We start from the raw sequence: 24,088 nt of genomic DNA on the forward strand, positions 1-24,088 counted from the left end.
CGCGGCCCCGCGGCATACGGCCGCTCAGCGGCGCTGCGAGGCGAGCAGCTCCCGGTACCAGTCGAACGAGTCCTTGCGGGTGCGCTCCCCGGTCTCGAGGTCGAGGTGCACGAGGCCGAAGCGCTGCGTGTACCCGTCGGCCCACTCGAAGTTGTCGATGAGCGACCACACGAGGTAGCCGCGCACGTCGACGCCGCGCCCGATCGCAGCATGCACGGCTCGGATGTGCCCGTCGAGGTAGGCGATGCGCTCGGCGTCGTGCACCTGGCCGTCGATCACGACGTCGGGATACGACGCCCCGTTCTCGGTGATCACGACGGGTGGCAGGGCGTCGCCGAAGTCGGTGCGCAGCGTCACGAGCAGTTCGGTGAGCGCCTCGGGCACGACGGGCCAGCCGAAGCCGGTCACGGGCACGCCGTCGAACTCCACGGGCTCGAACGGCAGCCCGGCGGCGGCGAAGTCCGAGTCGGCGGATGCCCCGGCGACCCGCGTGGGGTTGTAGAAGTTCACGCCGTAGAAGTCGAGCGGTGCGGAGATCACGTCGAGGTCGCCGTCCTCGAGTCCCGGCATCCGCTCGAGGCCGAGCACCGAGAGATCGGGATAGCGCCCGGCGAGCACGGGGTCGGAGAAGACGCGATTGTAGATCGCGTGGAACGCGGCGGCGGCGAACCCGTCCACGGGATCCTCGGTCGCCGGGACGACGAGCGTGTGGTTGTTCACGATGCCGACCTCGGCGTCGCCCGCGGCACGGATCGCCCGCACGGCCAGCCCGTGCGCGAGCAGCTGGTGATGGGCGCTCGGCAGCGCGTCGGTCATGAGTACGTGACCCGGTGCGAGCGTGCCGAGCGCATACCCCTGCAGCGTCGTCATGTTCGGCTCGTTGAGCGTGATCCAGTGGCCGACGCGGTCGCCGAGGCCGGCGAGCACGAGCTCCACGTAGTCGGCGAAGCGTGCGGCGGTGTCGCGTGCGAGCCAGCCGCCGGCGTCCTCGAGGAGCTGAGGCAGGTCCCAGTGGTAGAGCGTGGGCAGCGGGCGGATGCCCGCCTCGAGCAGCCCGTCGACCATCCGGGCGTAGTGGTCCAGCCCGACCGGGTTCGCCGCGCCCGTGCCGTCGGGCTGCACGCGCGGCCATGCGATCGAGAAGCGGTAGTCGTCGACCCCGAGCTCGGCGAGCAGGGCGAGGTCGTCGCGCCAGCGCCGGTAGCTGTCGGCGGCCACGTCGGCGTTCGAGCCGTCGAGGATGCGGCCCGGCGTGCGGGCGAACACGTCCCAGATCGACTCGCCGCGCCCGTCGGCCCGGGTCGAGCCCTCGACCTGGAACGCCGCGGTGGCCGCGCCCCATCGGAAGCCCGCCGGGAACGTGAGCGTGCGCGCGTCGACCATGGGAACCTCGCCGTCGTGGAGCCGTGGAAAGTGGGACAGATGACCCACTCCGCCCACCCTAGCCGCCCGCCGCACTCCGCGGGAGAGGCGTTCCGTCCCTTCCGCGCCGACGGGCCCCGGCGTACGCTGGAACGACCGGAGGGAGCAACGATGCACGCAGCGGTCGGCGAACGCCTCGTCATCCACGGCAAGCAGGTCGGCCAGTCCGACCGCCACGGCGAGATCCTGGAGGTCCGCGGCGCGGACGGCGGTCCGCCCTACATGGTCCGCTTCGACGATGGGCACGAGACGCTGCTCTACCCCGGCGCGGACTGCGAGTTGGAGCACGAGCACCAGAAGCACGCCACCTGAGGTCGTCGAGTAGCGCCGCCGCAGGCGACGCGTATCGAGACGCACCACGTACGATCTCGATACGCGTCCGACTTCGTCGGGCGCTACTCGATCACCGGCTCGGCAGGCGCTCCTCGATCACCGGCTAGCGTGGAGCGCATGTTCCACTCCTACGCCGCGATCGGCGACAGCTTCACCGAGGGGGTCGGCGACGAGCTGCCCGACGGCAGCGTGCGCGGATGGGCCGACTTCGTGGCCATGGGGCTCGCCATCGCCGCGCGCGAGCCGGTCGGCTACGCCAACCTCGCGATCCGCGGCCGCAAGCTCGGGCCGATCGTCGACGAGCAGCTCGAGACCGCCATCGCGCTGCACCCCGAGGTCATCAGCTTCAACGGCGGCGGCAACGACATGCTGCGCCCCCGCATGCCCGAGGAGCGCGTCGCCGACCGCTTCCGCCAGGCCGTGCACCGCATCCGCGACGAGGGCATCCACGTGCTCATGCTGAGCGGTGCGAACCCCACCGACCACCTGCCGCTCGGGCGCGTGTTCGACGCTCGCGGCGTGCGGCTCACCGCGGCGCTCGGCGACCTCGCCGAGCTCGACGGCGTGACGTTCGTCGACAACTTCAACGACCGCGGGCTGCGCGACATCCGCTACTGGTCGCCCGACAAGCTGCACCTCAACTCGCTCGGCCACGCTCGCGTCGCGAGCAACGTACTCACCGCCATCGGCGTCGCGACCCCCGAGGAGTGGGGCGTCGCCGAGGTCGCGGCCGCGCCACCCGGCCCGCGCAGCCGCAACACCGCGACCTACTACCGGGAGTTCGTGCTGCCCTGGATCGGACGCCGCCTCACGGGGCGCTCGTCGGGCGACGGGCGCACGGCGAAGCGTCCCACGCTCGAGCCGTTGGCACCGGATGCCGCGCACTGACGTGCGCTGACGCTCGCTGAGGCCCGATCACGCTCGCTCGAGCGTCGCGCGCCCGCGGCATCCGCTCGCTCAGGGCGCGCTGAGCACGTCGGCGACGAACGCGCGCGTGCGGCGCGCGAGGCCGTCGATGCGCTCGATCTCGCGCACGCTGGGCATCACCTCGGACGGCGCCGGCGGACGGCCGAGCCGCACGGTCTCCTGGCAGGCGAGGTCGCTGCACATGTAGGTGCCGATGCTGTCGCCCCGCTCCCCCGCGGCGCCGGCCTTGCGTGCCGAGAACAGCTCGACCTGGTCGCCGGGCTGCGCCGTGTGGCAGAGGTTGCAGATCGCGGCGCGATGACGGGAGCCGTTGGCGCCGGCCGCCCGCAGCACGACGCCGACCGGCTCGCCGTCGAGCTCGGTGACGAGGTAGCCGCGGCCGGAGATGCGCGGGTCGCGCCAGGCGAACGCGTCGAGGTGCGCCCACTCGGTGAGCGGGAAGTCGTGCGGCAGCGACAGCTGTGCGAGCTCCGCATCGCTGGCGTTGCCGAACGTCTCGCGGATCTCGGTCTCGATCAGCGGCTGCATGCATCCCCTCCCGTGCGCCCCTCCCAGTGTACGAACCCTGCGCGGAGGCGGGTCAGGGCTCCACCGTCCACTCGATCTCGGTGGAGTCGGACCCCCACGTGACGACGACGACGTCGCCAGGCCCGATCCGGCGCGGGCGCGCGCCGTCGCGGATGTCGTCCGCGGCGATGAGGCGGGTGAGCCCGTGCGCCTGGAACTCCTGCAGCGTCGCACACGACCGCTCCCAGTCGAAGAAGTACAACCGCCGCGACAGCATGCAGACGCGGCCGTCGTCGCGGAACACCCAGAACTCGTAGCCGAACGCACGCCCGAGCGAGCGGAGCGTGGCCGCCTCGTCGGGTCCGAGACGAGCGCCGGTCGCGACCTGGTCGACGAGCTCGAGGTCGTCGGGCAGCAGCTCGTGCTCGAACACACCCAGCCCGCGCGGCGGCGAGAGGGCGTCGCGGGCGGGACCGACGAGCGCGATGCCCGTCGCGATGACGACGAACGCCACGATCGCCGCGACGATCGCCTGGGTGCGGGTGGGGCGCCAGCGTGGACGCGGCTCCTCGCCGGCGGGCGGCGCAGTGGCTGCGGTCGTACGGGCCTCGTCGGCCGCTGGCGCATCGCCGTCGCCCGCGGCATCCGAGTCTCCGGCGTCCGTGGATGCCGCCGCATCCGAGTCTGCCGCAGCATCCGGAGCGTACGGGCCGGGCGACCGCGACGAGCCGGGCGAGACGGATGCCACCGGCACCGCCGGCGCTGCGGCGCGTGCCCGCGCGGCGAGCTCGGCCTCGACCTCGGCGAGCTCCGCCGCCGCGTCGCTCTCGGCTCCGTCGCGCGTGCCGTAGACGATCCGCCGAAGCTCCTCGCGTCGGCGCTCAAGCGGATCCTCGTGCTCGATTCCCATGTCGTGTCCCGGCCTCCCCGCCGGGGGCGGCGCCCGCGCGCCGCAGGTCAGCGTTCGGGCGGCGTCACCTCCGCGGCATCCGTCGCCCATCCGGCAGCGACTGCGTCGGGTCGCGCCTCACGCTCGCCTCGGCGTCCCCTGATGAGGAAGCCGAAGCCGAGCGCGATGAAGAACATGAGCACGCCGTACACGGCGGCGGGCAGGCTCATCTCGACGCTGCCGATCACGGTCTGCGCGATGACGATCGCGAGCGTCGCGTTGTGGATGCCGATCTCGAAGGAGCTCGCGATCGCCTGCCGACGGTCGACCCGCAGCATCCGCGGCACGACGAAGCCGATCGTGAGGCTCAGGATGCAGAAGAGCACCGTGATGCCCGCCAGTCGGCCGAAGTTGTCGAGCAGGAGCTGGAGGTTCGACACGATGGCGCCCGCGATGACCACGACGAGGATGACGATCGACGCGATGCGCACGGGCCGGTCCATTCGGTCGGCGAAGGCGGGCTTCCACCAGCGCACCAGCATGCCGAGCACGACCGGGCCGAGCACGATGAGGAACACCTCGATCGCCTTGGCCGGCTGCAGCCCGAGTGCCTCGTCGCCCGGCAGGAAGTAGGCGATCGCGAGGTTCGTGATGAGCGGCAGCGTGACGACCGCGATCACCGAGTTCAGCGCGGTGAGCGAGATGTTGAGCGCGACGTCGCCACGGAACAGATGGCTGTAGAGGTTGGCGGTCGTGCCGCCGGGCGACGCGGCGAGCAGCAGCATGCCGACCGCGAGCACGGGCGGCAGCTGGAACCACAGCACGAGGCCGAAGCACAGCGCGGGCAGCACGAGCAGCTGGCAGAGCAGGGCGACGATCACCGCCTTCGGATGCCGCCCCACGCGCGCGAAGTCGCGAGGTGTCAGGGCGAGGCCCAATCCGAACATGATGATGCCGAGGGCGACGGGCAATCCGATGGTGGTCAACGCTGATCCCATGCGGACAGTGTCGCTCATGCCGGGCCCGCGAGGGAATGGGCCCGTTCAGGGGTCAGGTTCAGTCGAGGACGAGCCGCGGGCGGTCGTCGACCGCCGGACACCACCCGGCGGGCGTGCGCTCGTAGGCGTGGGCGGGACCGTCGGCGACGAGGCGCGCGAGCGCGTCGAGGAACCGGTCGACGTCGTCGGCCGAGGACCCGGCGCCGAGACTGGCGCGCAGCCCGTTGGAGCGGCGTGCGACCCGGTCGAAGAACGGGTGCGCGCAGAAGCGGCCCGCGCGCACCGAGATGCCGTGCTCCGCGGCGAGGGCCGCCGCGACGAGCCCGACCGAGCCGTCCTCGACCTCGATCGTCGCGATGCCGAGCCGGTCGTCGGCGTCGTCGAAGCCGCGGATGACCCGGATGCCGCGCTGCCGGGCGAGCCCCTCGTGCAGGCGCGTCGTGAGGGCATCCTCGTGCGTGCGACGGACGTCGTCGCCGAGCCGGTCGAGCTCGTCGAGCGCGCGGGCGATCGCGGCGATGCCGAGCACGTTCGGGGTGCCCGCCTCGTGCCGTTCGGGGCCGTGCTTCCATTCCGTCGCATCGAGCCGCACGGACTCGACCGCGCCGCCGCCCGCGAGGTGGGCCGGTGCGGCGTCGAGCCAGTCGGCACGGCCCACGAGCGCGCCCGAGCCGTAGGGCGCGTAGGCCTTGTGTCCCGAGAACGCGAGGTAGTCGATGCCGGATGCCACGAGGTCGACCCTGCGGTGCGGCAGCAGCTGTGCGGCGTCGACCGCGAGCCGGGCGCCGCGTGCGTGCGCGAGGGCGGCGATCGCGGCGACGGGGAGGACCTCGCCCGTCACGTTGGAGGCGCCGGTGACCGAGACGAGTGCGGCCGGACGGCCGGCGAGCTCCGCGTCGAGGGCCTCGAGCGTCTCGGCGATCGTCGCGCGGCCGACCACGACCCGGCGATCGCGCCAGGGCAGCAGGTTGGCGTGGTGCTCGATGTCGAGCACCACGGTCTCGCCGGGCACGGCGCCCGCGAGCAGGTTGAGCGCGTCGGTCGTGTTGCGGGTGAACACGACGAGGTCGTCGTCTCGCGCGCCGACGTGTCGCGCGACGGTGACGCGGGCGTCCTCGACGAGCGCCGTCGTGGCCTGCGACGGGTAGCCGCTGCCGCGGTGCACGCTCGCGTAGTACGGCAGCACGCGGGCGACGTGGGCCGCGACCGCGTCGAACGCGGGGGCGGATGCCGCGACGTCGAGGTTCACGTGCCGCACCGTGCGGCCGCCGAGCACTGGGACCTCGAGGCCGGCGTCGGCGAGCGCGGCGAGCGGTCCGAGCGCGGGGCGGGACGCGGCATCCGTCGACGCACCGTGCGCGCCCGCGCGCACTGGCGTGCGCAGGTCGGTCGCGATCACGGCGGGCTCCTCGGGGTGGGTTGGCGTCGAACGTACGGCCGGCGGCGGCGGCCCGCAACGGTGGGCGTCGCACGGTGTCATGCCGCGCAACATCCGGTAACGGAGCCGCCGCCGCCAGGCTCGGTGCGTCAGCCCCCCACCTCGTCGCGACGCGGCTCCTCGGGCTCCCCGAGCGACAGCATCAGCCGGTTCGCCCAGTTGAAGAACGCCGCCGAGTGGATGACATCCGACACCGCCTGCTCGTCGAGCCCCGCCGCCCGCAGGGCGTCGAGGTGCTCGGGCGCGAGCCGCGACGGCGTCGCCGCAAGGGCCACCGCGGCGTCGACGACAGCGCGCCACACCGCGTCCTGCTCGGCGTCGACCCCCAGGTCGAGCAACCGCTGCACGTCGTCGTGCCGCTTCGAGTGATGCGTCGCGAACCGCGCGTGCACCGACGCGCAGAAGATGCAGCCGTTGAACCGGCTCGTCGCCGCGGCGGCGAGCTCCCGCTCGGCGCGACCGAGCCCGTCGGCGGCGTTGTAGAAGATGTCCTTGTCGGTGAGCGTGCGCGCCCGCAGGATGTTGGGGTCGCGCACGAGCAGCCGGAAGTAGTCGCTCTTCGCGCGCGAGCGATCGACGAGTCCGGCGTACTGGCGCTCGGTGAGCGTCGCCTCGTCGGCGGGCTCCAGCCAGGGCAGCCAGCCGAGCTCGTCCTGGGTGAAGGCGAGGGGCACGGATGGCCCGGGGTGCTCGAGGATGCGCACGGGCACGTCGCCCGCGGCATCCGTGCTCGTGGTCGTGGCGGCGTCGGTCGTGATGGTCGTGTCGGTCATGCGGCGTCCTTGGTGGTGAGCAGGCGGAGCCCGGCCGCGACCCGCAGCTGGAACGCGAGGAACGAGACGAGCTGGGAGAGGGTGACGATGCCGGCGGTCGACCAGCCCGCATCGGCGAGGGTCGCGAGGGCGACGGCCGACGACTCGCGCGGGCGGAAGACGAGCAGGTGCGCGTGCTCGAGCGCCCCCGCGAGGCGCTCGCCGAACGCGGCACGTGCGGCATCGTCGAGCCTGAGGCGCAGCCCGGGCACGCCCTCCACGGCAAGCGGTCCGGCTGCGGGGTATTCGCCGTAGGGGCCCTCGGTGCGCGCGGTCGTCGCCGCGTCGGCCACGGCGTCGGCGAGCGCGGCGCCGCCCGCCGAGCGCGTGAGGGCGCCGTAGTGGGTGGCCGCCACCTCGTCGTCGTGCAGGATCGCGACGAACTGCGCCACGGCCGCGCGCTCGGAGAGGCTCGCGTGCGTCTCGTCGGGGTCGGTGAACAGGGCGTCGTAGCTCGCCTGGGCGTTGTCGCGCGTGACGGGACGGTGGCGGCGCAGGGCGTCCACGCTCCCGCCGGGTCGCACGCCGGCGAGCCGGTCGATGATGTCGGTCATGGGGATTCCCTTCCTTCTGGTTCGTGGGTCAGCGGGCGGATGCCTCGGCGAGCGCCCGGCTCCCCCAGCCGAGCGCCGGGGCGACCTCGGACGCGATCAGCTCGATCGAGCGGAGCACGAGCTCGTGCGGCGGGTCGACGGAGTGCACCTGGAACGCCACCTCGGTGGCCTCCGCGGCGGCGGAGTCGCGGGCGAGCGACTCGATGACCTCGACGGGCGTGCCGACGTGCGTGTCGTAGGTCGCGATGAGCTCGTCGAGCGTGTCGCCGATCGGCGGCTGCCCGGTGCGGGCGAAGCCGACGGCGGCCCGCCGGAGTCCGAGCTCGGCATAGTGGCGGGCCTCCTCGCGCGAGTCCGCGACGAACAGGGTGCGGGACGCGAGGACGCGAGGCGGCACGCCCTTCGGCAGCGCCTCCCGATAGGCGTCGATGATCGGCAGCTGCAGTTCCGAGAGCGTGCGGCGCGGGGCATCCGTCGGCCTCGGCTGGGTGCGGGAGAGCAGCAGCCCGTGCCCCGCGCGCCCGGCCCGCGTGCCGCCGAACGACGAGAACGTCGCCTGCCAGATGCGGCCGAGCAGGTCGCGGCCCGGCGGCTGCAGGTGGTTGGCGGGGTCCCCGAGCTCCCCGCCGGCGAGTGCGGCGACGAGCGCGTCGACCTTCTCACCGAACACGCGCCCACGGTCCTCGGAGCGCTCGCCGAACGCGAGGAACGACGCGGGCGTGGAGCCCGAGCCGAGCCCGAGCTCGACGCGTCCGCCCGAGAGCAGGTCGAGCACGACCGCGTCCTCGGCGACCCGCACCGGGTCCTCGAGCGGCAGCGTCACGACGCCCGTGCCGAGCCGGATGCGGCTCGTCTGCGCTGCCGCGTGCGCGAGGAACACGAACGGGGACGGAAGCCCGCCCTCGGCCGCGTGGAAGTGGTGCTGCGCCACCCAGGCCGAGTCGAAGCCGTGCCGCTCGGCGTGCACGATCTGCTCGGTCGCGATGCGGTACCGCTCGGCCGCCGAGGCGTCGTCGAGGAGCCGGGTGAAGAATCCGATGCGCGTCATGCCGTGACCTTCCGTCGGGGAACCGCATCGAGCAGTTCCCGGGTGTACTCGTGCCGGGGCGACCGGAACACCTGTTCGGTCGGCCCCGACTCCACCACGCGGCCGCGACGCATCACCGACACCGAGTGGCTGATGCGGGCGACGACCGCGAGGTCGTGCGAGATGAAGAGGTAGCTGAGCCCGAGCTCGCCCTGCAGCTGCTCGAGCAGCTCGAGGATGCGGGCCTGCACCGTGACGTCGAGCGCCGAGACGGCCTCGTCGAGCACGACCAGCTCGGGCTCGAGCGCGAGCGCCCTGGCGATGGCGACGCGCTGGCGCTGGCCGCCCGAGAGCTCCCGCGGACGGTGTCCGGCCAGGTGCGCCGGCAGCGCGACCCGGTCGATGAGCCGTCTCGCGGTCTCGGCACGCGAGCGGCGGTCGCCGATCCCGAAGTTGCGCAGCGGCTCGGCCACGAGATCGGCCACTGTGTGCCGCGGGTCCAGCGACGCGAACGGGTTCTGGTACACGAGCTGCACGCGTCGGCGGAACTCGCGCCGTGCAGCCCCGGTCAGCGCCGTGACGTCGGTGTCGCCGAGGCGCACGGTCCCGGCATCCGGGGTGACGAATCGCGTGACGATGCGCGCCGTGGTCGTCTTGCCCGATCCCGACTCGCCCACGATGGCGTGCGTCGTGCCGCGCACGATGTTGAAGGACACGTCATCGACGGCGCGGAACGGCTCGGCGCCGCGCTTCGTCGCGTAGGCCTTCACGAGCCCGGATGCCTCGAGCGCGAACGGGTTCTCGGCGGCCGCCACGCTCGCGTCGCGCAGGTAGACGGGTGGGCGCGGATGCCGGAACTCGGGCTCCTCGAGCCCGGGCGCGTCGGCCAGGAGCCGGCGCGTGTACGCCTCGCGCGGGCCGTCGAGCAGCTCGCTGGTCGGGCCCTGCTCGACGATGCGGCCGTGCTGCATGACGACCACGCGCTCGGCGCGCTCGGCGGCGACGCCGAGGTCGTGCGTGACGAGCAGCACCGCGGTGCCGTGTTCGCGGCGCAGCTCGTCGATCAGGTCGAGGATCCGGCGCTGCACGGTCACGTCGAGCGCGCTCGTCGGCTCGTCGGCGATCACCAGCTCGGGCTCCAGCGCCACGGCCGAGGCGATGAGGACACGCTGGCGCATGCCGCCCGAGAGCTCGTGCGGGTACTGGCGGGCCCGCAGTGCGGGGTCGTCGATGCCGACCCGGTCGAGCAGCTCAAGCACGCGGCGAGGCACGTCACGCCGATCGCCGCGACGGTGGATGCGGAACGCCTCGCCGAGCTGCACGCCGATCGGGCGAACGGGGTTGAGCGACGAGACCGGATCCTGCGGGATGTACCCGATGCGCACGCCGCGCACGGCCTGCAGGCGGCGGTCGCTCCAGCCCGATATCTCGGTGCCCGAGAGGCGGATCGTTCCGCCCTCGACGGCACCGCCGGCCGGGAGCAGTCCGAGCACCGCGCTCGTGGTCGTGGTCTTGCCCGAGCCCGACTCGCCGACGAGCGCGACGACCTCGCCGGGCGCCACGTCGAACGACACGTGGTGCACGACACGGCTCGGCCCGGCCGGCGTGCGGTACGCGACGTCGAGGTGCTTGAGCTCGAGGAGCGCGGTCATCGGTTCCTCCCGAGTGCGTGACTGATGCGGTTGGCGGCGAGCACGACGACCACGACGACGAGGCCGGGCAGCACGGTCAGCCACCACGAGGTCGCCACGTAGTTGCGCCCCTCGGCGATGAGCAGGCCCCATTCGGGCGTGGGCGGCGGGGCGCCGTAGCCGAGGAAGCCGAGCGTCGAGATCGCGAGGATCGCGGTGCCGAACTGCAGCGCGGCCAGTGCGATCACGGCGGTGAGGGAGTTCGGCAGCACGTGCCGGAACAGCACCGTGGGCAGCCGCGCTCCCGAGCCGAACGCCGCCTCGACGAAGTCGGCCTGGCGCACGCGCACGACCTCCGACCGGGAGAGCCTCGCGAACGCGGCGATCGAGCCGATGCCGACCGCGATCGCGGCGTTCACGGTGCCGAAGCCGAGCAGGATGATGATGCTCAGCGAGAGCAGCAGCGCCGGGATCGCGAGGAGCACGTCGACGATACGACCGATCACGGCGTCGACCGCGCCGCCGAGCGACCCGGCGAGCACGCCGAGCAGCGTGCCGCCGACGAGGCCCACCGTGACGGCGACGAACGCGCCCGAGAGCGAGTGCACCGCGCCGTACACGACGCGCGCGTACAGGTCGCGGCCGATCGCGTCGGTGCCGAACGGATGCGCCGCGCTCGGCGCCTGCAGCTTCTCGGCCGGCACTCCCGCGAGCGGGTCGGCGCCCGTGAAGAGCCACGGCACGATCGCCCACGCGATCGCGAGCACGATGACAGCCCAGGCCACGACCAGATCGGGTCGGCGGAGGAGGCTGCGCCACCGCACCGCTCGTCGAGTAGCGCCCGCCGCAGGCGGACGCGTATCGAGACGCCCCGACCCAGCGCTGGGAACCGGGTCTCGATACGCGTCGCCGCTCCGCGGCGGCGCTACTCGACCACCGGTGGCTGCGGGCGCTCCTCGACCACCCGCGGAGTTCTCCTTCACCGGCGCGCTCATGCCGCCACCGCCTTCCGCTTCAGCCGGGGATCGAGCACCGGGTACACCAGGTCGACCACGAGGTTGACCGCCACGAACACGAGCGCGGCGAGCACGACGACCGCCTGGAGCACGGCGACGTCCTGGTTGCGCACGGCCTCCTCGGTGAGGCGGCCGATGCCGGCGCGTCCGAACACGGTCTCGGTCACGACCGCCCCGCCGATGAGCTCGCCGATCAGCACGCCCGCGATCGTGATCGTCGGCAGCACCGCGTTGCGCGCGACATCCCGCCACAGCACCCGGGCCGGGCTCGCGCCCTTGGCGCGTACGACCGCGACGAACGGCGAGAGCTGCACCTCGTCGATCGATCGCGCGAGCACCTGCGCGAGCGGGGCCGAGATCGGGATCGCGAGCGTGAGCACGGGGAGGATGAGTCCCTGTACCGGGTCGGCGCCGATCACGGGCACGAGCCGGAGCTGGAACGAGAAGACCTGGATGAGCACGATGCCGAGCCAGAACACGGGCACCGACACGAACAGGCCGGGCAGGTTCCGCAGGGTCGAGCGCAGCCAGGCGAACGGCGCGAGCGTCGAGAGCACGGCGAGCCCGACGGCGATGACGACGGCCACGAGGAAGCCGAACCCGGCGAGCGCGAGCGTGCCGGGAAGGGCCGCGCCGATGAGCTCATGCACCGCCGTGCCGTACTGCACGGAGTAGCCGAAGTCGCCCACGACGAACCCGGTCAGGGTGTGCAGGAACTGCTCGATCACCGAGTTGTCGGCGCCGTACGCGGCCCGGATGTCGGCGATCTGGTCGGGGCTGAGTCCCAGCTCGGGGCTCTCGAACTTGATGAGGATCGCATCGCCGGGCAGCGCCTGCAGCAGCACGAACGTCGCCGTGAACGCGACGGCGAGCACGATGAGCGCCTGGCCGGTGCGGCGGGCGAGGTACGCCATGGGGGTGCTCCTTCCTGGTGCGGGGAGGTCCGCTGGTCGAGTGGCGCCCCGCGGAGCCGACGCCACTCGACCAGCGAGGGTTGCGAGCTACTGCTGCTGCTCGACCCAGGTGTCGTAGAACAGCGGTCGCGCGACCGACTCCGTGCGGAATCCGTGCACGTACGACGCCGCGCCGTAGACCTGCGGCTCCTCGAAGAGCGGGATCACGTAGGCCTGATCGGTGAGGTAGTCCTGCACGGCGGCCGAGGCCTCGTCGCGCTTCGCGGCGTCGGGCTCGGATGCCACGGCCTCGAGCAGGCGGTCGAGCTCGGCGTCGTCCGAGAGCAGCGTGTTGCGGTTCTTCGTGTGGTACTGGCTCTTGATCACGTCGTTGTCGGCGCGTCCGACCATCGAGTGGTAGAGCGGGGTCTTCAGCGGGTCGAGGATGTCCTCGGCGTAGCTGCCCGAGTCGGCGGCCTTCACCTCGAGTTCGACGCCGATCTCCTTCAGCTGCTGCGCCACGAGCTCGAGCGTCTGCTTCGAGAGCGGCTGCGGCTTCGCCTCGTAGACCGTCAGCGACAGCCGCTGTCCGTCCTTCTCGCGGATGCCGTCGGCGCCCTCGGTCCAGCCGGCCTCGTCGAGGAGCTCCGCCGACAGCTCGGGGTCGTACTCGAGCCCCTCGGACTCGTCAACGTAGCCCTTCGCGGTGGCGGCGAGCTCCGACGTGGCGACCGGGTAGTTCTCGGTGAAGATCGTGTCGACGACCTCCTGCGCGTCGACGCCGTGCACGAGTGCCTGACGCACGCGGAGGTCGCTGAGCAGCGGGTTCGTGAACCGCAGGCCGAGCGAGTTGTTCACGCCGCGGGTCGGCGCGGCGATCACCTCGAAGCCGGCCCCCGAGACCTGCGCCTCGTCGAACGCCTGCACGTAGCGGATGACGTCGGCCTGGCCGGCGAGCAGTGACCCGATGCGGACGCTGTCCTCGGGCGTCACGACGACGTCGATCGCGTCGAGGTACGCCCGGCCCTGGTGCTCGAACGACGGGGGCGCCCAGTCGTAGTCCTCGCGCGCCTCCAGGCGGAGCGAGGTGCCGATCTCCTCCTCGGTCGCCACGAACGCGCCGCTGCCGATGATCGCGGCGGCGTTGCCCGCACCCCAGTCCTCGAGCTTGCGGTCGAGCGTGGCGGTCGAGACGAGGCCCGAGTTGATCGTCGAGGTCGCCTGCAGGAAGCCGGGCGCGGGCGCCGAGAACCGGAAGGTGACGGTGTCCGCGTCGACGACCTCGCTCGAGGCGTAGTTGTTGATCGCCTCCGAGATGGTCAGGCCGAGCTCCGTGTCACCCAGGCCGTAGGTGTCGAAGTTCTTCGCCACGGCCGCGGCGTCGAGGGGGGTGCCGTCCGAGAAGGTCACGTCGTCCCGCAGGTCGAACGTGAACTCCGTCGCATCCGCGTTGACGGTCCACTCGGTGGCGACCCAGGGCTCGATCTCGAGCGAGTCGGGGTCCTGCCACGTGAGGCGGGCCGTGAGGTTGTTGACGAGTCCGCCGTTCGGGTAGAAGCCGGCCTGCGGCGGGTAGAGCGTGGTGTAGGCCTGGTGCTCGAGGTAGGTGAGCGTGCCGCCCTCGACGGGGTCGCCGGCTGCGGCATCCGTCGACTGGGCCTGGCCGGCGCACGAGGCGAGCAGGGCCGCCGCGGCGAGCGCGGCCGTGCTCGCGAGGGCGAGGCGGGTGATGCGTGGCGTGGACATCTCGGTGATCTTTCCTTCGGTCGGGAACGGTGCAGGGAGGGCCCCTGGTGGGGGTTGGTCGTCGAAGCTACGGATGCCGCGTGGCCCGCTCAACCGGCCGACGACCCGCGCCGTCACGGTCGGTCACGGGCTGCAATCGCACGTCACCGTGGGCAACATGCACGTTGTCGGGACGGGTCAGTCCGAGGTGCTCGCGCAGGGTCGAGCCCTCGTACTCGGTCGGGAAGACGCCGCGTCGCTGCAGCTCGGGCACGACGCCGAGCGCGAACGCCTCGAACTGGGCGGGCTGCACGGCCGACAGCACGTTGAACCCGTCGACGGCGCCCGCCTCCGCCCACGTCTGGAACTCCTCGGCGATCTCGGCGGCCGTGCCGACGACCATCGACGCGTTGACGGATGCCGCGACGACGAGGTGCCGAAGGGTCGGCGGCCGCTCCCCCGCGGGGCTCCGCCCGGTGCGCTCGGCGACGATCTCGACGAGCTCCTGTCCGGCGGCGCTGAACTGCGCGACGAGCGAGGGCGTCACGGCGCGGTCGGGCGAGAGCCCCGACACGTCGACACCCAGGAGCACCGAGAGCTGCGCGAGCGAGCGGTTCGCGGGGAACGCCTCCGGCGGCCCGTCGGGCCAGTCCTCGGCGATCTGCAGCAGCTCGCTGAGCTCGTCGGCGATGGCCTGCGCATGCTCGCGCGTCTCGCCGACGATCGGCAGCACGGGCGCGATCACCTTGAGCGTGCGGTCGTCGCGGCCCGACTCGAACGCGAGCGCGCGCAGCTCCTCGCGGATCGCGATGCCGTGCTCGAGCCCCGAGACCGCGACGAGCGCGAGGTCGGCGTTCTGCGCGGCGAAGAGGCGGGAGCGCGGCGACGCGCCGGCATGGACGATCGGGAGGTGCCCCTGCACCGGCCGGGCGACGTTGAGCGGCCCCGTCACGCTGAGGTGCGCACCGTGGAAGTCGGTGGCATGCAGGCGCGACGGATCGAGGTACACGCCCGACGCGGCATCCGCCACGATCGCGTCGTCCTCGAACGAGTCCCACAGGCGGCGCAGCACGAGCTCGAACTCGACGGCGCGGTCGTAGCGCGTGTCGTTCGCCTGGTGATGGTCGCGGCCGTGGTTGCCCGCGGCGCGCGGCTCGGCGCCCGTGACGAGGTTGAGGCCGGCGCGTCCGCCCGAGAGCAGGTCGATCGAGGCGGTGGATCGCGCCAGCGTGTAGGGGTCGGCGTACGTCGTGTTCGCGGTCGCGATGAGCCCGATCCGGCTCGTGATGCCGGCGAGGTAGGTGACCGCCGAGATCGGGTCGATGCGTGCGACGAGGTAGGGGTCGCGGAACTCCAGGTCGTGGCCGGTCGCGAGCCAGTCGCCGAAGAACAGGTAGTCGAGCCGTGCCGCCTCGGCGACCTCGGCCGCGCGCCGCAGCACCGCGGCGTCGCCGCGCGGGTCGCGGTGCGCGCCGGGGTGGCGCCAGCCCGAGGGGTACGCGCCGATCGCGCGGACCATGGCACCGATGATGAGTCGAGTCATGTGAGGACCTCCGATGGCCGACGCTAGGGAGGGGCGACGGATGCCGCGAGGGTCCCCGTCACACGGCGGAACGAGGTGCCACACGCCGACACCCTGCGTCACCGGGCGTCACCGCTCGGGTCTCGGGGTCCGTCACAGAACGACTCGCGCATGCCGTCGGCGTCCGCCGGCGGCACCCGCGGCTGCACGTCGCCGCCCGCCCTGTCAAGCCGTCGCCGGGCGCCGCCCGCTCGATAGAATGGTGGGTCACCCCCGCACGATTCCGTGCGATCCGTCGACCCCTGGAGGCCTTCCGTCCGTGACGAGTCCCGACCGCGATCGATCCACCGACCACCTCGACCACTCCGGGAACTCGTTCGCGCGACGCGAGCCGATCCCGCCGCAGGTGAGGCTCGCGGATGCCTCGGAGCTCGTGCTCGTGGCCTCCTCGCCGCGCACCGCGCGGTTCGACCGCGACGACCTCGTGCTCCGCAAGGGCCAGTACGCGCTGCGCAACGGGCACATGACGCCCATGGAGTCGATGGTCGAGGACCTCCTCGCGGTCGGTGACGCACTCGACGCGGCCGGGATCGGGTACCTGCTCGTGCGGGGCAACGACGAGCGGCTCGTGATCGCCGTCGACCGCGCCGACCGCAAGGCCGTGGCGCGTGCGCTCGCCGAGGCGTTCGCGAACGAGCCGTTCTACGCCGCGACCATCGCGCCCGAGCGCATCGCCGACGCCGACCCGGTGCTGCTCGCCGATGGCAAGCTGTCGGCGCACCGCAAGGCGAGCATCCTCCGCCTGTACCGGCCGCGCGTCGAGCCCGTCGGCCGCCTGCGCTATGGCAGCGCGACGGGCGTGCAGCTCGAGCTCTGGCGGTTCGGCGAGGACACCATCGAAGCGCCCGTCGAGAACGCGCTCATGCGTCGCACGATGCCGCGCTCCGAGGCGGTCGACGACACCGTGCACCTGCACGGACGCGACTGGCCGACGCTCGAGCAGATGTTCGCGCCCCTCGCGAGCGACGTCGACTTCGACATCGACATGGTGTTCTCGTGGGTCGACGGCTCGAGCGACGAGTTCGTCCGCGAGCGGGCGAAGCGCATGCAGAGCTACGTGGTCGGCGAGGGCGACGACTCCGAGGCGCGCTACCGCCAGATCGACGAGCTCAAGTACGCGCTCCGGTCGGTGCACCTGTTCGCGCCGTGGGTGCGGCGCATCTTCATCGCGACCGACTCCCCCGCCCCGAGCTGGCTGGCGCGGCATCCGAAGGTCACCATCGTGCGCAGCGAGCAGATGTTCGCCGACACGTCGGTGCTGCCGACGCACAACTCGCACGCCGTCGAGAGCCAGCTGCACCGCATCGAGGGGCTCGCCGAGCACTTCCTCTACTCGAACGACGACATGTTCTTCGGCCGCCCGGTGTCGCCCGACCTGTTCTTCTCGCCTGGCGGCATCACCAAGTTCGTCGAGGCCACGACGCGCATCGGACTCGGCGACACCGACCCCGCCCGCAGCGGCTTCGAGAACGCCGCGCGCGTGAACCGCGCGCTGCTGCGCGAGCGCTTCGGCAAGGTCACGACGCGGCACCTCGAGCACTGCGCCGCCCCGCTGCGCCGCAGCGTCATGGCCGACCTCGAGGCGACGTTCCCCGAGGACTTCCGTCGCACGGCGGCCAGCCGGTTCCGCGCGGCGACCGACATCTCGGTCACGAACTCGCTGTACCACTACTTCGCGCTGCTCACGGGTCGCGCGGTGGTGCAGACCGACGCGCGGGTGAAGTACGTCGAGACGACGCTGAAGCGCGCGCTGCCCGCGATGCGGCGGCTGCTGAAGCGCCGCGACATGGACATGTTCTGCCTCAACGACGGCAGCTTCCCCGAGATCTCGGTCGAGGAGCGCACCGCGGCCGTCATCGACTTCCTCGACCGCTACTTCCCGTTCCCGGCGCCGTGGGAGAAGCCGGCGGATGCCGCGCCCGACGTGCCGGAGCTCACGGCGTAGCCGCCCCGCGGCGCTGCCGGAATCCCGTACGTGCGCTGGAATCCCGTTCGAACGGGATTCCAGCGCGCGATCGGGATTCCGCTGCCGACCCGCCACATCCGGAGCGCGGGCGACCCGTCCTCCACACGGTCGCTTGCTCGCGGCGCGTGCACGGAAGCGGTCCGTCGCGCGGCTTGCGGCGTGCTGCGGGTCATGCTCTTGGGATGCCGCACGCGCTTCCGCTCGACCAGCACGGCCTCGTCCGCGTCGCTGACGCACGGGCGAGTGGGAGCCTCGGCGAATTGCGTGCCGCCCTTGCACGCGGAGAACTCCAATCCGTTCGGCGCGGCGTCTACCGCGCGACGCCGTCTGCGGCCGGGTCTGAAGGGCTCGACCCCGGTGACCGGGCCGACCGGCTCGCCCATCTCTCACGAGTCCATGCGGTCGCCCGGACGTTCCGCGACCCGGTCTTCACGAGCTACTCGGCCGCGGCACTGCTCGGCTTGCCGATCATCGGGGAATGGCCCACTGAGGTCTACACCATGTCGCGAACCGCGCACGGCCGGCGCCGTGCCGGCGTGGTCGAGGTCGCGCAGACCAGCACCTTCGACCTCACGGCCGTCGACGGCTGCCTCGCAACATCCGTCGAGTACACCCTGCTCCAACTCGCTCGTCACGCCCCGCTGGTCGGGGCGCTCACGGCGACGGATGCCGCGCTGCACGTCGGGCGATTCGGCGGCACTGCTCCGCTGACCACGCTCGAACGCCTCGAGGCGGAGCACGAGCGATTGAAGCCCTACCCGCGCAGTCGACGCGCGGACGCGGTGCTCCGTCGAACGACCTCGCTCGCCGACACGCCGCTCGAGACCGGCAGCCGCCTGCTCATCGAGGAACTCGGATTCGCCGCACCCGAACTGCAACGCGAGCTCTGGCTGCCCGAACTGGGCAAGCAGGCGTTCCTCGACTTCTACTGGCCCGAGGTGGACGTCGGTGCCGAAGCAGATGGACGAGGGAAGTATCGCGGCGGGGTGCGTGTCGCTGGAACCCCTTCGAGCGCCATCCGCGCGGCGGCCGACACGGTCATCGCCGAGAAGGATCGTGAGAACGCGATCCGGCGCCTGGTGTCCGGGTTCGACCGATGGGACTGGGACGAGATGCTCGGCAAGCAGGCGGTCGAAGCGCGCCTCGTCCGGCTCGGCGTGCCCCGAGTTCGGCGGCGGGTCATCCTCATCTGACGCGGCCCGCGGCGGCGATCCCGCTGACGCTGCGTGCACACTGACGCAGCGGAATCCCGCTCGCGCAGTGGAATCCCGTGCGAACGGGATTCCGGCGCACGAACGGGATTCCGCGGCGATCCGCAAGGCGCGGCGGGCGCTCAGCCCGCGAGCACCGGGATCGGCATGGTGAACGGGGGCTCCTTCGGGGCCGCAGGGGTCGCGGCATCCGGGATCACGATGCCGTCGGCGGCCAGGCGCCGGGCGCTCTCGGCGGCGTCGATCCAGTCGAGCGCGGGGAACGATCCGAGCGGCACGACCGAGTGCAGCACGGTCGACGGGTACACGTGCACGAGGTTGAACGCCCGGGCGCCGTCGCGGCCGCGGGTGCCGCCGACCGGAACGTTGAGGTCCTGCGTGTAGCAGCTCGCCGACGCGACCGACACGGGCACGCCCGCGAACGTCGCCGTCGACGAGTAGTGCAGGTGCCCGGCGATGATCGAACGGATGTCGCTGCCCTCGACCACCTCGGCGAGGCCCGCCTGGTCCCGCAGCTCGACCGACACCGCGAGGTCGAGCACGCTCGGAACGGGCGGGTGGTGCATGGCGAGGATCGTGCCGTGCGGCGCCGGGATCGACAGCTCCTCGGCGAGCCAGTCGAGCTGGTCGGGCGTCACCTCGCCGTGGTGGTGTCGGGGCACGGTCGAGTCGAGCGTGATGACTCGGAGCCCGTTGACGTCGTCGACCCGGTCGACCGGACGCGAGCCGCCGACATGGTCGTCGAGCAGCCCTCGACGGAACGCCGTGCGGTCGTCGTGGTTGCCCATGACCCAGATCACCTGCGCGCCGAGCCGCTCGGCCACGGGGTCGACGAGCCGGCGCAGCCGGTCGTACGCGTCAGGCTCGCCGAGATCGGCGAGGTCGCCCGTGAACACGATCGCCTCGGGCCGGCCGCCGGATGCCTCGAACTCCTCGAAGAGCGTGCGCAGGTGCTGCTCGCTCGCGACCCGGTCGTAGAGGCGGCCTCCGCCGGCGAGCAGGTGCGTGTCGCTGATGTGGAGGAGGAAATGGTCCGGCCGGGGGTACTCGGCCGTGCGAATGGTCACTGGGGGTTCCCATCGTTCGGTGGTGACGCGCAACGCTGGACGTCGCGCTCAACCTACCCGAACACCCGAATCTGAACGCGCCATGAACGGGGAGTGTGACGAAGCCGAAACCGTTGGGCGCGACCGCAGGCGCGCGGCGCCGGACCGGTGTCAGGGCTTGACGGGCTTCTTCGTCTGGCCGGGGGCATTCGGGTTGCCGCGCGTGTCGGAGGGCTCGGGCTCCGTCGGCTCGACGGGATCCTCGACGGTCGGCTCGTCGACCGCGGGGTCGTCTCCGGCGCCCGGCTCGGGCACTGCGGTGGGACCAGGCGTGGACGGTCCGAGGTGCTGCTCCGGTCCGGGGCTCGGCAGGATGGGCGCGTACGAGCCCGGCTCACCCGTCTCGGTCGACGTCGGCCGCACACCTTCGACCACGTTGGCCACCTCGTCGTCGGGCGCCGAGCCTCCGCGCGCGATGGAGATGAGCGCCACCGCGCCGCCGATCATGATGACGGTGGCCGCGGTCGCGGAGATGACGAGCACGTGCAGTCGCCGCTCGAACAGCCACGCCGCCGCGGTCGCGACACGGGGTTCGACGGATGCCACGACCGGCGCCGCGACGGCCACGACCTTCGCGCGCCAGCCGTCTCCCGCCACTGGCGCGGGGCGCCGCGCGTGCCGTCCGCGAGGTCGGCGCATCGGCTCATCGGGTTGCTGCTGCTGCCCGTCGGTCATGCGTCCACCTCCCCCTGTTGCGTGCGGCGCGCTGCCCCGTTCGGGGGACAGCGCCCATACGAGGATAGGCGGACGGCGTGGATGACTCCACTCGGGCCGGACGCGTGGTAATGGAGCGAGGGCGTCAGGAGCGGTGACGCGGCTTCCGGTACGGCTTGTCGGCCGGTGCCCCGGAGTCCCCGTCGCGGCGGCGGTCGCCGGCCGGCCGCCGCTCCCCGTCGCGGCGGCGGCGCGGACCGCCGGAGTCGAGGCGCAGCTCGATGAGCCGGCCCGAGATGCGCGTGCCGTCGAGCCGTTCGAGGGTCTCGCGCGAGAGGTCGGCGGGAAGCTCGACGAGCGAGAATTCCGGCCGGATCTGGATCGCGCCGAAGTCCTCGCGGCTGAGGCCGCCCTCGTTCGCGAGCGCCCCGACGATCTGGCGAGGCTCGACCTTGTGCCGGCGGCCGACCGCGATGCGGTACGTCGCCAGGTTCGCGTCGCCGCCGCGACGCCGGCGACCGCCGCCGTCCCGCTCGTCGTCGTAGCGACCGCCGCGGTCGTCGCGGTCACGGCGATCGCCACGGCCACCGCGGTCGTCACGGTCGTACCGGTCGTCGCGATCCCGTCGGGCGCCGCGCTCGGCGCGCGCCGGGCGCTCGGGCTCGGGCTCCATGAGCAGCGGCGTCTCGCCCTGGGCGACGACGGCGAGCGCGGCCGCCACGTCGACCTCGGGAACGTCATGGTGCCGCACGTAGTGGGCGATGATGTCGCGGAAGCCCTCGATGCGATCGGATGCCGCGAGCGCCTCGCTGATGCGGTCGTCGAATCGCGCGAGCCGGGTGACGTTGACCTCGTCGACGCTCGGCAGCTGCATCTGCACGAGCGGCTGGCGCGTGGCCTTCTCGATGCGGGCGAGCAGGCCGCGCTCGCGCGGGGTCACGAAGCTGATCGCGTCGCCCGTGCGCCCGGCGCGTCCGGTGCGGCCGATGCGGTGCACGTAGGGCTCGCTGTCGGTGGGGATGTCGAAGTTCACCACGTGGCTGATGCGCTCGACGTCGAGGCCGCGCGCCGCGACATCCGTGGCCACCAGGATGTCGAGCTTGCCCGACTTCAGCTGGTTGACCGTGCGCTCGCGCTGCACCTGGTTGATGTCGCCGTTGATCGCGGCAGCCGAGAACCCGCGGGCGCGCAGCCGCTCGGCCAGTTCCTCGGTGACGTTCTTCGTGCGGACGAACACGATCATGCCCTCGAAGTTCTCGGTCTCGAGGAGGCGCGTGAGGGCGTCCACCTTCTGCGCGTACGAGACCACGAGGTAGCGCTGCGTGATGTTCGCCGACGTCTGGGTCTTCGCCTTGACGGTGATCTCGGCGGGGTCGTGCAGGTACTGCTTCGACATGCGGCGGATGGCGGCGGGCATCGTCGCTGAGAAGAGGGCGACCTGCTTGTCGTCGGGCGTGTCGGCGAGGATCGTCTCGACGTCCTCGGCGAAGCCCATCTTCAGCATCTCGTCGGCCTCGTCGAGCACGAGGTACTTGAGCTCCGAGAGGTCGAGCGTGCCCTTGTCGAGGTGGTCCATGATCCGGCCAGGCGTGCCGACGACGATGTGCACGCCGCGGCGCAGCGCCGAGAGCTGCACGCCGTAGCCCTGGCCGCCGTAGACCGGCAGGATGTGCACGTCGCGCAAGTGCGCGGCGTAGCGCTCGAACGCCTCGCAGACCTGGAGGGCGAGCTCGCGGGTCGGCGCGAGCACGAGCGCCTGCGGGGTCTTCTGCGACAGGTCGAGGCGCGCGAGGATCGGCAGCGCGAACGCGGCGGTCTTGCCGGTGCCGGTCTGCGCCAGGCCCACGACGTCGCGCCCGGCGAGCAGCGTCGGGATGGTCGCGGCCTGGATCGCGGAGGGCGTCTCGTAGCCGACGTCGTCGAGCGCCTTGAGCACCGGGCCCTCGAGTCCGAGGTCGGAGAACGTCGTGGCGGGCTCCTCCGGAGCCTCGACCTCGACCGGGGCGTCGCCTGAAGTCACGCTTCAGGGTAGTCCGCGCGACTGGGAGCCGTCACGGGGCGGCAGCCCGAGCCCACGGCCGGAGCCGGCGACCGGCGGGCGAAGCGACCCGCCGAGGGGCGCCAAGTGTGCGGCATCCGCTCGTGGATCGCAAGGGGTGGCGAGCTCTCGCGGCATCCGGAATGGTGGACGGTTCGTGATCGAAGGAGGAACGATGCTCACCCTGACCGACACCGCCACCACCGTCGTCGAGGAGATCGTGCGCCGCAACGACGACACCGAGCGGGCCGGACTGCGGATCGAGGCCGAGAACCCGGATGCCACGGACTTCGGCGTATCGATCGTGCCGCTGCCCAAGCCGCGCGACGCCATCGTCGAGCAGGGCAATGCCCGCGTCTACCTCGACGAGAGCGCGACCACCGCGCTCGACGACAAGACGCTCGACGCACGGGTGGATGAGGACGGCCGCGTGGCGTTCGACATCCTGCCGCAGGTGTGACCCGACCGGTCCGGCGCCCTGCCGCAGATCGGACCGCGCCACCGCGACGGCGCTCCGCTTCGGCGGGGCGCCGTCGTCACGCGCATCGTCATGTCCAGGCGCGGGCGCTGCGGGCGGCCCAGTAGGCGGTCGGGTCCTCGGCGAGGGCGACGAACTCGGCGGATGCCGCGGCGGTCGCGGCATCCGTGGCGCTCGGCGCTCGCGACGCGAGGTTCGACGCGAGCTGGTCGGCCGTGACGGCACCTGAGAGCACGACGTCGCTCCACGGTTGCGCCCGGGCGACGCCGATCGCGAAGGCGTCGATCGCCTGCCCGTCGGCGGCGGCGAGCGCGGCCGCGCGCGGCTCGTCGCCCGCCGGAGTGAGCCGCCCGTTCGCGACCGCCTCCTTGACGACGACGAGCCACCCGGCGTCGTGCGCCCTCGCGAGGGCCGGCGCGGCCGACGGCTCGAGCAGGTTCCACGTCGCCTGTACCGCCGTGAACGGCGAGTCGGGCAGCATCCGGGCCGCGTCGAGGGCGTCGGCCTGTCCCGGCCCGCTCGTCGAGACGCCGATGCGCACGCCGGATGCCGCGAGCTCGCGCAGCCGGTCGAGCAGCGCCGCGTCGGAGAGCGCCGGGCTGTCGGGCCTGAGCGAGTGCACGAGGTACACGTCGGGCGGACCGCCGAGCGCCGCGAGCGTCTCGGGCCACTGCCGCTCGAGCATCCCGAGCGAGTGCTCCTTGCGCTCGTGCACCTCGGCGTCCATGCGCCAGCCGCCGACGTAGGCGTAGCCCCATTTCGACTCGACCGTGAGTTCCGGGCGGCGCCCCGGATGTGCGGCGAGCCACGACCCGAGGAACTCCTCGGCCCGCCCGTACGACCGCGCCGCATCGAAGAAACGGATGCGTCACGGGCTGGGG

The 24,088-nt window shown here is 72.6% G+C and carries 22 protein-coding genes; 5 read left to right on the forward strand and 17 right to left on the reverse strand.

All coding sequences use genetic code 11. The annotated features are described in order from the left end of the window. Window positions 1-24: 24 nt before the first annotated feature. The gene (locus ACWEOH_RS05340; RefSeq protein ID WP_452028891.1) at window positions 25-1,383 is read right to left on the reverse strand and encodes a GH1 family beta-glucosidase; all 1,359 of its coding nucleotides are present in this window, start codon (window positions 1,381-1,383) and stop codon (window positions 25-27) included. A 150-nt stretch (window positions 1,384-1,533) separates the two neighbouring features. Here ACWEOH_RS05340 and ACWEOH_RS05345 point away from each other — a divergent pair, with 150 nt between their 5' ends. Both ACWEOH_RS05345 and ACWEOH_RS05350 read left to right on the forward strand, forming a co-directional pair. Further along, a complete protein-coding gene (locus ACWEOH_RS05345) occupies window positions 1,534-1,734 on the forward strand; it encodes a DUF1918 domain-containing protein (RefSeq protein WP_452028893.1) in 201 nt (66 codons plus the stop codon). Window positions 1,735-1,872: 138 nt separating this feature from the next. Beyond that, entirely contained in the window at window positions 1,873-2,643 is a 771-nt protein-coding gene (locus ACWEOH_RS05350) for an SGNH/GDSL hydrolase family protein (protein ID WP_452028894.1), read from the forward strand. 69 nt (window positions 2,644-2,712) lie between these two features. On the opposite strand, the gene ACWEOH_RS05355 is transcribed toward ACWEOH_RS05350, so the two are convergent. From ACWEOH_RS05355 to ACWEOH_RS05410, 12 genes are all read right to left on the reverse strand, one after another. After that, on the reverse strand, window positions 2,713-3,210 hold the full coding sequence (locus ACWEOH_RS05355) for an FBP domain-containing protein (protein ID WP_452028896.1): 498 nt from the start codon (window positions 3,208-3,210) through the stop codon (window positions 2,713-2,715). A gap of 52 nt (window positions 3,211-3,262) precedes the next feature. After that, window positions 3,263-4,099: a hypothetical protein gene (locus tag ACWEOH_RS05360; protein WP_452028898.1), complete on the reverse strand. Its 837-nt coding sequence runs from the start codon at window positions 4,097-4,099 to the stop codon at window positions 3,263-3,265. Between the two features lie 47 nt (window positions 4,100-4,146). Then, window positions 4,147-5,076: a bile acid:sodium symporter family protein gene (locus tag ACWEOH_RS05365; RefSeq protein ID WP_452028900.1), complete on the reverse strand. Its 930-nt coding sequence runs from the start codon at window positions 5,074-5,076 to the stop codon at window positions 4,147-4,149. A gap of 58 nt (window positions 5,077-5,134) precedes the next feature. Next, window positions 5,135-6,475 carry an aminotransferase class V-fold PLP-dependent enzyme gene (locus ACWEOH_RS05370; protein WP_452028902.1) on the reverse strand — a complete coding sequence of 447 codons (1,341 nt, stop codon included), beginning with the start codon at window positions 6,473-6,475 and terminating at the stop codon, window positions 5,135-5,137. A 128-nt stretch (window positions 6,476-6,603) separates the two neighbouring features. Then, on the reverse strand, window positions 6,604-7,287 hold the full coding sequence (locus tag ACWEOH_RS05375) for an alkylhydroperoxidase domain protein (protein WP_452028904.1): 684 nt from the start codon (window positions 7,285-7,287) through the stop codon (window positions 6,604-6,606). Beyond that, window positions 7,284-7,880 (reverse strand): CMD domain protein, encoded by a 597-nt coding sequence (locus ACWEOH_RS05380; protein ID WP_452028906.1) that lies wholly within the window; start codon window positions 7,878-7,880, stop codon window positions 7,284-7,286. The genes ACWEOH_RS05375 and ACWEOH_RS05380 overlap by 4 nt, the downstream gene beginning before the upstream one ends. 28 nt (window positions 7,881-7,908) lie before the next feature. Continuing rightward, a complete protein-coding gene (locus tag ACWEOH_RS05385; RefSeq protein ID WP_452028908.1) occupies window positions 7,909-8,928 on the reverse strand; it encodes a putative FMN-dependent luciferase-like monooxygenase in 1,020 nt (339 codons plus the stop codon). After that, window positions 8,925-10,559 carry a dipeptide ABC transporter ATP-binding protein gene (locus tag ACWEOH_RS05390; RefSeq protein ID WP_452028910.1) on the reverse strand — a complete coding sequence of 545 codons (1,635 nt, stop codon included), beginning with the start codon at window positions 10,557-10,559 and terminating at the stop codon, window positions 8,925-8,927. Before ACWEOH_RS05390 ends, ACWEOH_RS05385 begins: the two co-directional genes overlap by 4 nt. Further along, window positions 10,556-11,533: an ABC transporter permease gene (locus ACWEOH_RS05395; protein WP_452028912.1), complete on the reverse strand. Its 978-nt coding sequence runs from the start codon at window positions 11,531-11,533 to the stop codon at window positions 10,556-10,558. Before ACWEOH_RS05395 ends, ACWEOH_RS05390 begins: the two co-directional genes overlap by 4 nt. Next, window positions 11,530-12,468: an ABC transporter permease gene (locus ACWEOH_RS05400; protein ID WP_452028913.1), complete on the reverse strand. Its 939-nt coding sequence runs from the start codon at window positions 12,466-12,468 to the stop codon at window positions 11,530-11,532. Before ACWEOH_RS05400 ends, ACWEOH_RS05395 begins: the two co-directional genes overlap by 4 nt. An 87-nt stretch (window positions 12,469-12,555) precedes the next feature. Beyond that, a complete protein-coding gene (locus tag ACWEOH_RS05405) occupies window positions 12,556-14,193 on the reverse strand; it encodes a TIGR04028 family ABC transporter substrate-binding protein (RefSeq protein ID WP_452028915.1) in 1,638 nt (545 codons plus the stop codon). A 67-nt stretch (window positions 14,194-14,260) separates the two neighbouring features. Further along, window positions 14,261-15,691, reverse strand: a complete 1,431-nt coding sequence (locus ACWEOH_RS05410) for an NtaA/DmoA family FMN-dependent monooxygenase (protein ID WP_452028917.1) — start codon at window positions 15,689-15,691, stop codon at window positions 14,261-14,263. A gap of 262 nt (window positions 15,692-15,953) precedes the next feature. Here ACWEOH_RS05410 and ACWEOH_RS05415 point away from each other — a divergent pair, with 262 nt between their 5' ends. Both ACWEOH_RS05415 and ACWEOH_RS05420 read left to right on the forward strand, forming a co-directional pair. Next, window positions 15,954-17,699, forward strand: coding sequence for a stealth family protein (locus tag ACWEOH_RS05415; RefSeq protein WP_452028918.1), 1,746 nt, complete (start codon window positions 15,954-15,956; stop codon window positions 17,697-17,699). A 203-nt stretch (window positions 17,700-17,902) separates the two neighbouring features. Further along, a complete protein-coding gene (locus ACWEOH_RS05420) occupies window positions 17,903-18,913 on the forward strand; it encodes a hypothetical protein (protein ID WP_452028920.1) in 1,011 nt (336 codons plus the stop codon). Between the two features lie 140 nt (window positions 18,914-19,053). On the opposite strand, the gene ACWEOH_RS05425 is transcribed toward ACWEOH_RS05420, so the two are convergent. From ACWEOH_RS05425 to ACWEOH_RS05435, 3 genes are all read right to left on the reverse strand, one after another. Beyond that, on the reverse strand, window positions 19,054-19,998 hold the full coding sequence (locus ACWEOH_RS05425; RefSeq protein ID WP_452028922.1) for a phosphodiesterase: 945 nt from the start codon (window positions 19,996-19,998) through the stop codon (window positions 19,054-19,056). 150 nt (window positions 19,999-20,148) lie between these two features. Next, on the reverse strand, window positions 20,149-20,712 hold the full coding sequence (locus tag ACWEOH_RS05430) for a hypothetical protein (RefSeq protein WP_452028924.1): 564 nt from the start codon (window positions 20,710-20,712) through the stop codon (window positions 20,149-20,151). A gap of 124 nt (window positions 20,713-20,836) precedes the next feature. Further along, window positions 20,837-22,711: a DEAD/DEAH box helicase gene (locus ACWEOH_RS05435; RefSeq protein WP_452028926.1), complete on the reverse strand. Its 1,875-nt coding sequence runs from the start codon at window positions 22,709-22,711 to the stop codon at window positions 20,837-20,839. Window positions 22,712-22,904: 193 nt separating this feature from the next. On the opposite strand from ACWEOH_RS05435, the gene ACWEOH_RS05440 reads away from it, so the two are divergent. Further along, window positions 22,905-23,189: a hypothetical protein gene (locus ACWEOH_RS05440; protein WP_452028928.1), complete on the forward strand. Its 285-nt coding sequence runs from the start codon at window positions 22,905-22,907 to the stop codon at window positions 23,187-23,189. Between the two features lie 88 nt (window positions 23,190-23,277). On the opposite strand, the gene ACWEOH_RS05445 is transcribed toward ACWEOH_RS05440, so the two are convergent. Further along, complete coding sequence (locus ACWEOH_RS05445; protein ID WP_452031860.1) at window positions 23,278-24,072, reverse strand: aldo/keto reductase; 795 nt, start codon at window positions 24,070-24,072, stop codon at window positions 23,278-23,280. Window positions 24,073-24,088: the final 16 nt, after the last annotated feature.

The organism is Agromyces sp. NPDC004153 (assembly GCF_053603635.1).